Source organism: uncultured Algoriphagus sp. (genome assembly GCF_963974835.1).
Taxonomy (GTDB): Bacteria; Bacteroidota; Bacteroidia; order Cytophagales; family Cyclobacteriaceae; genus Algoriphagus.
In genome coordinates this window covers 132,788-144,901 of the sequence record NZ_CAXBET010000001.1, presented here as the reverse complement: position 1 = coordinate 144,901, position 12,114 = coordinate 132,788, and the positions used below count along the sequence as shown (strand labels likewise).

General features: G+C 39.0%; 10 protein-coding genes. 3 read left to right on the top strand and 7 right to left on the bottom strand.

From position 1 onward, the window contains the following. Positions 1 to 109: 109 nt before the first annotated feature. Positions 110 to 1,897 (top strand): ABC transporter ATP-binding protein, encoded by a 1,788-nt coding sequence (locus AACZ73_RS00700; RefSeq protein WP_339874521.1) that lies wholly within the window; start codon positions 110 to 112, stop codon positions 1,895 to 1,897. A gap of 90 nt (positions 1,898 to 1,987) precedes the next feature. Continuing rightward, positions 1,988 to 2,305, top strand: a complete 318-nt coding sequence (locus AACZ73_RS00695; protein ID WP_339874520.1) for a hypothetical protein — start codon at positions 1,988 to 1,990, stop codon at positions 2,303 to 2,305. A 158-nt stretch (positions 2,306 to 2,463) separates the two neighbouring features. Here AACZ73_RS00695 and AACZ73_RS00690 read toward each other — a convergent pair whose 3' ends face one another. From AACZ73_RS00690 to hemW, 7 genes are all read right to left on the bottom strand, one after another. Beyond that, complete coding sequence (locus AACZ73_RS00690) at positions 2,464 to 3,828, bottom strand: peptidylprolyl isomerase (RefSeq protein ID WP_339874518.1); 1,365 nt, start codon at positions 3,826 to 3,828, stop codon at positions 2,464 to 2,466. Between the two features lie 52 nt (positions 3,829 to 3,880). Continuing rightward, positions 3,881 to 5,881, bottom strand: coding sequence for a peptidylprolyl isomerase (locus tag AACZ73_RS00685; protein WP_339874516.1), 2,001 nt, complete (start codon positions 5,879 to 5,881; stop codon positions 3,881 to 3,883). A gap of 87 nt (positions 5,882 to 5,968) precedes the next feature. Continuing rightward, positions 5,969 to 6,370 carry an ATP-binding protein gene (locus AACZ73_RS00680; RefSeq protein ID WP_339874514.1) on the bottom strand — a complete coding sequence of 134 codons (402 nt, stop codon included), beginning with the start codon at positions 6,368 to 6,370 and terminating at the stop codon, positions 5,969 to 5,971. 13 nt (positions 6,371 to 6,383) lie between these two features. Beyond that, positions 6,384 to 6,716, bottom strand: coding sequence for an STAS domain-containing protein (locus tag AACZ73_RS00675; RefSeq protein ID WP_339874512.1), 333 nt, complete (start codon positions 6,714 to 6,716; stop codon positions 6,384 to 6,386). A 20-nt stretch (positions 6,717 to 6,736) separates the two neighbouring features. After that, on the bottom strand, positions 6,737 to 8,797 hold the full coding sequence (locus AACZ73_RS00670; protein WP_339874510.1) for a SpoIIE family protein phosphatase: 2,061 nt from the start codon (positions 8,795 to 8,797) through the stop codon (positions 6,737 to 6,739). 120 nt (positions 8,798 to 8,917) lie between these two features. After that, positions 8,918 to 9,229 (bottom strand): DUF721 domain-containing protein, encoded by a 312-nt coding sequence (locus AACZ73_RS00665; protein ID WP_339874508.1) that lies wholly within the window; start codon positions 9,227 to 9,229, stop codon positions 8,918 to 8,920. Between the two features lie 13 nt (positions 9,230 to 9,242). Continuing rightward, positions 9,243 to 10,424, bottom strand: a complete 1,182-nt coding sequence (hemW, locus tag AACZ73_RS00660; protein ID WP_339874506.1) for a radical SAM family heme chaperone HemW — start codon at positions 10,422 to 10,424, stop codon at positions 9,243 to 9,245. Here hemW and AACZ73_RS00655 point away from each other — a divergent pair. Next, positions 10,411 to 12,114 carry a BamA/TamA family outer membrane protein gene (locus tag AACZ73_RS00655; protein ID WP_339874504.1) on the top strand — a complete coding sequence of 568 codons (1,704 nt, stop codon included), beginning with the start codon at positions 10,411 to 10,413 and terminating at the stop codon, positions 12,112 to 12,114. The genes hemW and AACZ73_RS00655 overlap by 14 nt on opposite strands.

Here is a 12,114-nt window from a genome sequence, read left to right as displayed (position 1 = left end):
ACTCCTTGCGTATATAGCCAATACAAAATTAAATACTTTTATTGGCCTTCAAAGGATTAATATACCCAGTTTTCCTAATCTAATTCCTTCATTTTAAAATTTTTATTTGGTGAAACCACTTTGGCGACTTAATAAGTATTTGTACAAATACAAGGGCTTAATCCTTTTGGGGATAGTTTTTACGGTGATATCTAACATTTTCGTAATTATTCCTGCCCAACTGGTCAGACTAGCAATAGATTATGTGGTTGAAAGTTTTTCTATTTATCGCCCTTTAGAGCAGGGTGGAATGGGTGAACAGGCAAAGGATATTTTCCTAAAATTCGTTCTGGTCTTTGGAGTTTTGATTTTAGTGATGGCATTGCTGAGAGGTGTGTTTTTGTTTTTTATCCGTCAGACGCTCATAATCATGTCCAGAAAAGTAGAATACGACATGAAGAATGAGATTTATGAGCATTATCAAAATCTCCCACTTAGTTTTTACAGGAAGAATAGCACAGGAGATCTGATGGCTAGAATTACAGAGGATGTAAGTAGGGTAAGGATGTATCTTGGACCGGCTATAATGTACGGTTTAAACCTTTTAATTCTCTTTCCGCTAGTGATTACCTACATGGTCATGGTCAATCCAATGCTTACCCTGTATGCGCTATTGCCACTTCCGGTTCTTTCTCTGAGTATATATTATGTAAATAATATGATCAATGAGCGATCCGAGAAGATACAGCGTAGCTTAAGCGGACTGAGCACGTTTGTGCAAGAGGCATTTTCTGGAATCCGTGTATTAAAAGCTTTCGTCAGGGAAAGTGACAGCGCCAATGATTTTGCTATAGCAAGCGAAGATTATAAAGTTAAGTCAATACGACTCACTAGAGTAAATGCCTTATTTTTTCCCATTATAATGGCCTTGGTAGGCGTATCTACGATCACTACAGTGTATGTAGGAGGCCTGCAGGTTATCAGCGGGGAAATAGGTTATGGAGTAATTGCTGAATTTATCCTATATGTAAATATTCTGACTTGGCCTGTGACTTCCTTAGGCTGGGTGACGAGTATCGTGCAGCGTGCGGCAGCTTCCCAAACTCGTATTAATGAATTTTTGGATCAGAAAAATGATATTTTAAGTACTGACAATATTAAAGCAAATATCCATGGAACAGTGGAGGTGGAGAACGTTTCTTTTACCTATCCTGATTCGGGAATCCGCGCGCTTAAAGATGTGAGCTTCCAGATTAAAGAGGGACAGACGCTCGGAATTATTGGAACTACAGGCTCTGGAAAATCAACTATCGCAAATCTTCTGATGCGAATGTATGATCCTATTGGAGGTGTGATCAAGATCGACGGTAATCCAATTACAGGATATGATATTTCGGATCTTCGCAGGCAAATAGGCTATGTACCACAGGATGTTTTTCTGTTTTCAGATAGTATTGGGAATAATATCGCTTTTGGTATCGAAGAGTCTGATCCAGCTATTATCGAGCAAGCTGCTAAGGATGCGGACGTTTATCAAAATATTGTTGAGTTCCCTAAAGGATTTGAGACTATGCTGGGTGAACGTGGAATTACACTTTCCGGAGGACAAAAGCAGCGAGTATCTATTGCCAGAGCCATTGCTAAGGAACCAAAAATTCTTATTCTGGATGACTGCCTTTCTGCGGTGGATACCAAAACAGAAAATGTGATCTTAACAGCGCTTAAGAATATTATGCAAAACCGTACTTCCATAATAATTTCCCACCGGGTGTCCTCTGCTAAGCTAGCAGATCAGATTATTGTTTTGGATGATGGCAAAGTAATAGAGCGGGGAAATCATGATTCGTTGATGAGGCAAAAAGGAGTGTATGCGGAGCTTTACGAAAAGCAAACAAATGGTGAATCCGTTGATAATTAAGAATTTCAATTCATTTTCAGGCTAAGAAAGTGGCATTCAAGAAAAAGTATTTATCTTGAATGGTATCAGTTCAACTAACTAGCTGCCCTCATGGAAGAAAAGAAATCCCACACTCAAGACATTGAAAAAGTACTTAAGGAAATTGGTGATAAAATAGAAGAACTAGTCCAGAAAGGGGCAGATGCCGGTATGGACGCGAAAGAGGATATTGAAAGGAAGATCCAGGAATTGAAGGATAATAAGACTACCCTGGAGGCTGAATTCAAAAAAGGTAAGGAGATTTTGGAGCGGGAATTTAAGGAGCGAACTGATGATTTAAAGCCTAAGCTCGAGGAGTCTAAAGGATTCTTCAAAGAAGGATTAAAGCAAATGGGATTAGCGCTAAAAGCGCTACTTGGCAAGAAATAGAAAAGTATATTTAGATTAATCCAAAGTATTTAAGCAGACGTATTTTCTTGTATTAAGAAGTCAGACATCCTATAATTATCATCCCGTATTTGTGGTTTTAAAATCACTACTTACAATGAAGTAAAAAAAATGCCCGAGGTTCGTCTCGGGCATTTTCATTACTTCTCAGCGAGTGCATTACATCGATCGTAGGCAGGATCCAAGTCAATGAAAATATCCTCCTTAGCTGTAATAAACCATTTGCTAAGAAGATCATCTTCTTTTTTGCGAAGAGCCGCTGCTTTTAACTTTTCATAGTCATCTTCCATATTGGCACGATGAGCTGGATATTTTGCTTTATAATAAAGGATTCTCACTTTAGTACCTTCTCGAGGATCTTCGAATTGCATAGGCTCAGTAATATTGCCAACCTGCATGGTATCGATCATGAAGAAAAGTAAAGGGTCTTCCAATGTTCGTAAGGAAAGGCGATTGGAATTAGTAGCGGGATCGGTGAAAAAGCCACCGTTATCCGATGTAGTTCTGTCATCTGAAAAGTCTTTGGCAGCTTTGGCAAAATCCAATCTACCTTCTTCAATTTCGGTTTTAAGACTATCGAGATACCTTTCCGATTTTTCGATATCTTCTGCAGTTGCCTTTGGAATCCTTAAAATATGTCTCGTGTTGAACGATCCATCACGTCTTTCCAATAATTGGATCAAATGAATCCCAAATGCTGTCTCGACAGGATCACTTAATTCGCCTGGCTTAAGAGCTAATGCTGTTGCTTCAAATTCTGGAGCCAATTCTCCTCTTCTGAAAAAGCCCAAATCACCTCCTTGAGATCCAGATCCGGGATCTTCAGAATACTGCCTAGCAAGATCGGCAAAGTCAGCTTTTCCTTCTCCTATATCTTTTTTAAACTGATTTAATTGATTGAAGATATCGTCTTTGGTCTTAGGATTTACTTCAGGTTTTATTACAATTTGGCCCACTGTGGCTTCTGAAGTAAATAGAGGAAGTGAATCTTTCGCTATGCTGTTGAAAAACTGTCTTACATCATTAGGAGAAACTGTCAATCCTTCTGTGATCTGGCTACGCATACGCTGTACAATCAATTGCTCCCGAATCACATCCTCAATTTCAGCTTTAAGTTGATCAGAAGTCTTACCATAAGCTTCCACAAGTGTGTTTTCGTCTCCGCCAAACTGCTGCATTACCATGCTGAATCGTTGTTCTGTCTGAAGCATTACTTCTGCATCCGTGACGATGACAGAATCTACTTCCGCTTTTGCGACCATCAATTTATTGATCATCAGAGATTCAAAAACCTCGCACCTGGTTGGAGCTTCGCCACCCTGCTGATTTTGGGCTAATGCCTCCATATATGCTTTTTGCACGTCTGATTCCAGTAGGATATAATTATCCACTTTTGCCACAATTTTGTCAAGAACTTGTCCAGTGGGAGGTGCTTCTTGTGCAAATGATGCTGTAATCAGCAAGCTGGCAATTAGAGTGAAAGTAAGTCGATTTAGCAATTTCATTGGTATTTGGCCGCATTAATAAACTTATGCAGCGGTTTATTTTTTGTGATTATTACTGATTCAGAGCTATGAAAGTTTCCTCTTTAGCTTTTGGATTGACTTTGATCGGGTATTTCTTACGCAATGATTCAATGAGACTTTTATCCAAATATTCCTGATAGTCCCGTATCACCAATCCACGCGTTTCTTCGAATTTTTTTGCCCCAGCAGGAGTCTTTTCGCCAATAAGTACAATGTTTAAATGTCCATTAGCTTCAAGTTCCTGGTAGCTGGCATTCATATCAGCTTTAGACAATACAGGGTGTTCACGATATTCGATGTTTCCTTTTTCTGTTTGAAATGCCAATGGATTTGAGGCTTGAAAGTCACTTTCAAATGCAGTTATTAACTCATCTGTAAGTGGTTTGTCCTGAAGTAATTTCCGAGCTGCATCTAATTGAGTCATATCCAAAACTTTTACGATATACGCATTTGCTCGGGCTGCCCATTGATAATCCTCAATGTGTTTTTCGTAAAATTTTTTCTGAGCTAGAGAATCCAGGAGGCCTTTTTGCCAGACCTCATCGTTCATTAGAGAAAATAATAAAATTCCATCCTTGTATTCTTTCAGCAGCATACGATACTCCTTGTTATTCGTGGCCAAATCTGCTTCTTCGGCTTTATTCAGTTCCGATGCGGCGAAGCGTTCGTACCAAGCATCAAATAAACCCGTTTTACTTCTGAGAGTAATGTCTTCAGCATCCATAAAATCAGCCAGATCCTGAGCAGTATAACTTTTCCCTTGTAAAGAAAAAAGTAGGCTACTTGCCAAACCTTTTTCGGTTAAAGTTTGGTTAAATGCGCTTTTGGAAATATTGTTTAGTTCCGATCTTAGTTTGGATACATTGATTTCGTTTTCGTCGAAATTATATCTGGATTTCTGTATAGCCATTACCTGAGACTGAATCATCGTGGAGCGGGAGTCTCTTAAAATCCTCGAACGGATACTTTCTTCCATGGATTCAAAGCTTTCAACAGGCTTTTTATCCTCTAATCTTAAAATATGGTATCCATAACGAGTGAGTATAGGTGGGGAGACTTCACCAATCTCAGTTAAAGAAAAGGCAGCTATTTCAAACTCAGGAATCATCGATCCCACGCTAAACCAAGGTAACATTCCTCCTTTTTGGCTACTAGCAGGATCTTCAGAATAATTTTTAACGATATCTTCCCAAATAGTACTTTCCTTCTGAATCTCATTATATATGTCAGCGACTTTACGCTTTGCAAGATCCTGACTACCTGGCAAGTCCTCATCGATTCTCACCAATATATGCGAAACCCGAACCTGTCCAGGATTAGGCTGCCTATCTTGAACTTTTATAATATGATATCCAAAATTTGTCAATACTGGGCTAGAAACCTGTCCGGGTTGTAAATTATAGGATGCGTCTTCAAATGGTTGAACCATCTGCAAAGCTGTAAAATATCCGAGGTCTCCTTTGTTAACTTGGGCGGAAGGATCATCCGAATAATCTACCGCCAACTCTGTAATATTACCTCCATCTTTGATTTCCTCCTCCAGTTTCAAAGCCATACGCAATACAATCAGGCTGTCATCCTTTGTAGCATTAGGAGGAAACTGAAGTAGAATATGGCTTGCACGGATTATTTCCTGCATTCTGGAATAAGCTTTACGTAGCTCGCCTTCTTCCAAAGAGTTGCGAATAAGAAAAGGAGCTTTAAGATTTTCGCGGAAAGATTCAAACTCACGAAGAAATTCATCAGTCTGATCCAAACCTTTTGCTTCAGCCTCTCTCACTTTTAGCTTATAATTGATAAAGAGATCAAGATTTTCATCAAACTCATCTCTGGACATACCTGGAGTGCCAGGTTCAGACTTATTGCCCTTGGAGAGGAGGTAAATTAATTCATCTTTATCTACAGGTTTACCTCCTATGGTCAATAAGGGGTCATCTTGCCCAGTTGCCTGAACAAAAGCCATCGCGGTGACAGAGGATTCAAATGCTAAGAGGATGATGAGTATAAATGCCGAAACGGATCGGTTAGTCATGTGTGAAATAGCAGAATAAGAATGCAATTTTACAAATTTATTAGGATTTTAAGCCAAATGCCCCGAATACTAAGCATTTAACAAGAATTAGGACTGAAACCACTTGATTAGGCGGCAGATATTAGTACCCTTATTAGTCTCAAATTCGATTTCGTCCATGATCTTTCTGACCAAAATTATGCCTAAACCTCCCTTTCGCTTTTCTCCTTTTACTTTATTGAGATCTGGAGCTTCATAATCAAGCATGTTAAAGGCTTTACCTTCGTCTGTTATCTCGAAAATCAATTTGCCAGGATTTTGCTTGATATTTAGTTCTATGTAGTCCAGTGCATTACACTTATGGGAATGTATAATCAGATTAGCGCATACCTCTTCTACGGCCAGTGTGATCTGGTGCTGGTCAATGTCAGACATAGGTAACTCCCCTAAGGTCTTCTTTAAAAAGACCCTAAGCTCGGAGAGAGCGGTAGTTTGACAGGATATTCTCATCTGACGATTCATTTCAGGTACTGAGAGCTGTTATTTTGTCCGGATAGATAGGAATGAGTTGGTCCAAGCCTAAAATCCTAAACACTTCAAAGACGCGGTCGGAAAGAGAAAAGATTTTTAAATCAATTCCTTTTTCCTGAAAATCCTCCAAATAGGACATGAAGACACCAAGCCCAGCGGAAGATATATATTCCAACCCTGCACCATCTACCAATATAGAACTACTACCTTGAGCAACCAGGTTGGTAATTGCTTCATCCAGTATCACAGAGTTACTGGCATCCACTTCGCCCCGAAGGAGCAAAATATGATGTCCATGTTCTTGTTGGGTTTCTATGGTTAGCATTTTTTAGCTTTCATAATTTATTAATTGAATTTTACCACCATCATAGAATAATCATCATCTATCAACCCATCGCCACCTACAAAGGAGTGCAGGGAATCCATGATTTTCGTTTGAAGGTCTCGGGGGCTTAATTCGTGATTTACTTCTAATAGTGCTCTGATACGCTCATACCCAAATTGGTACGATTTATCATTTTTTGCTTCTACAATACCATCTGTAAACAGGACTAAAACATCTCCTGGGTCATAGGTAAATGTCTTTTCCACAACGTGTTTTTCGTACTGCATGTTTCTTAAAATCCCAAGTCCCAGGCCCTCAATCTCCAAATATTCTGATTTATTAAGGTTTTTCTGATGAAATAGAGTTGGCACATGTCCTGCACGTGAATGACAGATGGTTTGTTGTGCAGTATTAATGATAAAAATCGAAGCTGTGATGAAATGGTTCCTTTCCAGGCACTTACTCAAGGCAGCATTAGATTTTATCATAAAATCGCTGGGACTCAGATCCAACTGAATAAGACTTTGAAATATTCCTTTCATCTGTGACATGTGAAAGGCCGCGGAAGTTCCCTTACCAGATACGTCCCCGATAATCAACACATACCTTTCTTCATCCAGTTTATAAGTATCGTAATAATCTCCTCCAACTTCGTCCGCTGCATTGGAATAAGCACAAATATCAAACGAGTAATTATGATCCAATTTTGTTGGAAGAAGGGATTTTTGAACGCGCTGGGCAATTTTTAATTCCTCCTGATAGCGTTCGTTTTGAATAGCTTGATTGAGTAAACGGTGATTTTCTACTGCAATGCATGCCTGACTACCAAATGTGGTAATGATGTTCAACATTTCCTTATTGAATCCATCCCGTACTTCCTTGCAAAGTACGATTCTGCCAATAATGGACTTATTGATAATTAAGGGAAGTACGAGTACTGACTCGTACCTTGGATGACCTAACCTGAGGAAAATGGGAATAATATTTTCTTGGCGCTTATTCGATTGCCAATCTTGTTCAGGTTTTTGTTGCAGGATCAACTCTGAAATCTCTTCTCTAGTTTTTTTATCAATAAATTTCTCCTGAATAAAACCATCAGGATATTCTTTGCTGGTCATTTCCAGCCAGGCTGCGTCTGCATATGCAGCGCTCATACACGAATCCATCAGAATATCCAATACTTGCTCCTCGTTTTCTTCCGGTTGAATGGACTGACTTAGGCGTTGAAAATTAATCGCTTCAGTCAATTTTTGTTCGAAAACTGAGGAGGTAGGAAGATTAAAAAGGGTGACCAGAAAGCTTAGAACGGCATATACTAATACAAACCAAAATAAAGAAATCAGAAATAAATTTCCTGTCAAATTAACCGGATAAGAGCTTTCTGATTCACGTGAAAAAGTATACCAAAGAAGAAATCCAAGAGCAACGATGATGATAGAGAGGAAAAGTAAAGATTTCCACTTCTCTTTAAAGGTGAGGTATGGGATCCATTTTAAATTAGTTGAAAGAATGACTGCCAATACGCCTAAAAGAGCAAGCCCGAAAAAGAAGCTATATTCATATGCTTCCCGATCAAAAAAGACAAGAAACATGGATACAAGTAGCGCTATTTCATAGGCCTGCCACTGGTTTACTACACGCTTGGTTTTTTGGTATAGTATCAAGTGCTGCCAAAGCAATGAGGTGGAAATAAGAAAAATGGTCAGCAACCCAAAGCGGACATGGTAAAAGAATGATTTTAAGAATGGGTCTTTACTTAAGTTACTTTCACCCAGTGAGGTAAAAAACAGTTCAATAATTAGCACAATAGCTATCGCAAAAATTCCCGTGGAAGCACCTCTCCAAATGAGATTTAGGAAATCACTTTGAGCGTTTTTAGTGATTGAATATTTATAAAAACTGTAGACAGTTATAAAAAATAAGATCTGTAATATCCAAGTGAATTCTATAGCGATACCAGAATCCAGTTGATTGATAATCCCAACAAGTCTCACCAAGTCCACAAATAGCAAAGCAAGCCAAACTAAAATGGCTAGCAGTAAGCTAAGCTTTCCTATATGGATTGTTGGTAGTTTGATCATGGATGCGGGTCCACAATAATACTCATTCGGAATGGAAAATAGTAAAAGGAGGTAATTTACCGATCTTTGTGAGATGTTAAAAAGTCTAAATCGGATAGATTAAAGATTAGGAGAACTTACCTACAAGCATATAAGATCTTCGATGACTCCATTTCCATATTTCTCATATATAAGTGTGAGGACTTTACTTTTATTCATCAATAATTCCTTCTTTATTGGCCCAGAGCTCAGCTTTACAAAAAGTTTTTTGTCACGAATAAAAACAGAGGTTGTCCTGTCTGCTATTGTTTTACCCACAAGGTCCACCCAGTCATGTACAAGTGATTTCTCTCTAAATTTACCCTCTAACCTATATGCTTTGAGAAGATCATTGAAGGCTGACTCAAGCGGTGCTACTTCCTTTTTTCTGCTGAAATACCCGTCTCTTTCCATAAATACTTTAACCTTAAACAAAAAGTGCTGCCGCAATACTATCCGCAAGCAGTTTGCCTCTTGAAGTCAAAGATAGGTTATTATCCTTCCACATAAGCCACCCTTCTGATTCCATTTGGGATAATATCTGTTTTTTGGATTTGAAAAGATCATAGCCGAAATCTTTGCGGATATAATTAAAATCTATGCCCCACAGCGTTCTAAGCCCGGTAAGGATGTATTCATTTAATCGCTCATCATCCGAAAGGTTATCCACAATAAATGGAATGCTATCACTCTCCAGGCTTTTCAAATATAAAGCGTTGTTAGCGGGATTTGAACCCCTATTTTTTCCGTCAAAAGAGTGAGCACTTGGCCCAACACCTAAATAAGGCACTCCTTTCCAATAATTTGTATTGTGGAGAGCAAATTGGTCTGGCTTTCCAAAGTTGGATACTTCATATTGAATGTAGCCAGCTTTGTCGGTTTTTTCTTGTAGTATTTCGAATTGCTCTACCACAAAATCTTCGTCAGCGGGTACAAAATTGCCAGTTTTAGCCCAATTGCCCAATGCAGTTTTGGGTTCAACGGTGAGTGCATAGCTAGAGATATGTCCTGGGTTTTGCTCAATCGCCTGAGATAAATCCCGCTTCCAGAGTTCGTGGTCAGACTGTGGATATCCGTAGATGAGGTCAAGGCTGAATTTTTCAAAACCAACTTTTCTGGCTTTGTCTATAGCAGATTTTGATTCGCTTGCAGAATGAGCTCGATTATAAAATCTGAGAACTTCATCGTCAAAACTTTGTATCCCCAGACTCAATCTATCTATTCCTAAGTTTTTCCAACTAGTGAGTTTATCCACATTCAGGTCATCTGGATTTGCTTCCAAGGTCACCTCCTTCCACCCTGAGTTATAAACTTTGGCAATACGGTCCAAGATCTGGCCTATCATTTTAGAATCAAGCAGGGAAGGAGTGCCCCCACCAAAATATACAGTCTCTAATGGTAGTTTATTTTGATACTCAACCCTCAATTCTAGTTCACGGCAAATCATTTCCACCATTTGATTCATTCTTTCCAGATTGGTACTGAAGTGGAAATCGCAATAATGGCAAGCCTGCCTGCAAAAAGGAATGTGGATGTATATGCCCGCCAATGTGAATTCTATTATTTTGCAAATATAACCAATCCTCACCAGTCCTTTGAAAAACCTCATCTTGGCTTGCTTCCTGCTCATTCTTCCTGGGGCAACGCTGTGTCACGCTCAAAGTGGATATTGGTTGAGTTGGAAGAGTGATGACTCTCCAAATTTTTCTGACTGGAAGAGCTTTAACACAAAAGCTGAGAGGATAAGTTGCCAAGATTCAATCAGATTTTCTTTTCAAAATGAGGGATATATAGAGGCTTTTACCAAAGAAATCGAGGTTACGAAGGATTCTCTACAGGTGGTATTTGACCTTGGAGAAAGATACTTTTGGAAGAATGTTGCCAACGGAAACGTGCCAAGGGAGATATCTGAAAAAATTATTCCCGTATCGAGAGACTATAGGTCAGCATCATTATCGATGCGACAAGTGATCGAACAAGCAGAAAACAAGGGGTATCCTTTTGCTCAAATAAAACTTGATAGCATTCAGAGGAGTGGCCGTGAGCTCTCGGCAGTTTTCAACTATGATTCGGGTCCTCTAATTCTTTGGGATAGCTTAAAGGTAGCTGGGGACACAAAAACGAAAGATAAGTTTATTCAAAATATTACTGGGATTCGACCTGGATTACCTTTTTCACAAAAGCGATTGGATGAAGCAAGTCAGGCAATTAGTCGCTCCCCTTATTTTGTACTGATAAAATCTCCAGAATTGGCTTTAAGGATTCAAAGAGCACAACCTACTTTTACGCTAAGAGATAGAAATGCAAATGTGCTGGATGGGATAATAGGCTTGCTGCCGAATGAAAATGAGCCGGGCAAAATGCTTGTAACTGGGCAGTTGGATTTAGAATTGTACCATTTGGGTGGCAAGGGAAGAGATATTGCTGTTCATTGGCAGCGACTCAATATTGCAACTCAATCATTGGGTATTTCTGCGAAAGAGTCATATCTGTTTAATTCTCCTTTGGATGTCAGTTTGGGCTTCGATCTACTAAAGCAGGATTCCACTTTTTTGAACAGAAATTTCAATTTGAATTTCGGTTATCATCTCACAACCTTTAATTATTTGAGTTTCTTTACCCGTAGGCAATCTAGCGATATACTCAATACAGATGTATATGGTGAAATAACGGAATTACCCGAATTAGCAGATTACAGATGGAATCAATATGGTGTAGGATGGATTTGGAACAAAGTGGACGCCCCCTATTTTCCAAGAAGGGGATTTTTGATAAGCTCTGAATTTGCTTTGGGGAATAAGCGTATTTTAAGAAACACTGGATTCCCTGAGGAAGTGTATGATGGCTTAGATCTAAATAGTCCTCAGTATGTGGGTGAAATTGATTTTGAACAACATATTTTTTTCAGGCCAACATGGGGAATGTGGATTAAAGGAAGTGGCGGATTAATCCAAAACCAAAACTTATTGTTGAATGATTTATTTCGCTTAGGTGGATTAAAAAGCATTCGGGGCTTTAATGAGAATTTCTTTTTTGCCCGATCGTATGGTTACATGAATCTAGAGCAACGACTTTTTTTTGGGGAAAACTCATTTCTCATGGTTTTTGCTGACCTAGGGATTCTGGAAAACCCGTACTTTGCACCTTCGATAGATAAACCGATTTCTTTTGGTACAGGAATAAATCTTGATACGGGGTCAGGTGTTTTTCGCTTTATCTATGGAGTCGGCAAATCAAATTTACAACCCTTACAATTCTCCTATTCTAGGATACACTTTGGCTATTTAGCCAGATTTTGA

Excerpts from the sequence above, each read along its gene's own strand:
- AACZ73_RS00695 (WP_339874520.1), top strand. The coding sequence starts at position 1,988 with ATGGAAGAAAAGAAATCCCACACTCAAGACATTGAAAAAGTACTTAAG.
- AACZ73_RS00690 (WP_339874518.1), bottom strand. The coding sequence starts at position 3,828 with ATGAAATTGCTAAATCGACTTACTTTCACTCTAATTGCCAGCTTGCTG.
- AACZ73_RS00685 (WP_339874516.1), bottom strand. The coding sequence starts at position 5,881 with ATGACTAACCGATCCGTTTCGGCATTTATACTCATCATCCTCTTAGCA.
- AACZ73_RS00680 (WP_339874514.1), bottom strand. The coding sequence starts at position 6,370 with ATGAGAATATCCTGTCAAACTACCGCTCTCTCCGAGCTTAGGGTCTTT.
- AACZ73_RS00675 (WP_339874512.1), bottom strand. The coding sequence starts at position 6,716 with ATGCTAACCATAGAAACCCAACAAGAACATGGACATCATATTTTGCTC.
- AACZ73_RS00670 (WP_339874510.1), bottom strand. The coding sequence starts at position 8,797 with ATGATCAAACTACCAACAATCCATATAGGAAAGCTTAGCTTACTGCTA.
- AACZ73_RS00665 (WP_339874508.1), bottom strand. The coding sequence starts at position 9,229 with ATGGAAAGAGACGGGTATTTCAGCAGAAAAAAGGAAGTAGCACCGCTT.
- hemW (WP_339874506.1), bottom strand. The coding sequence starts at position 10,424 with ATGAGGTTTTTCAAAGGACTGGTGAGGATTGGTTATATTTGCAAAATA.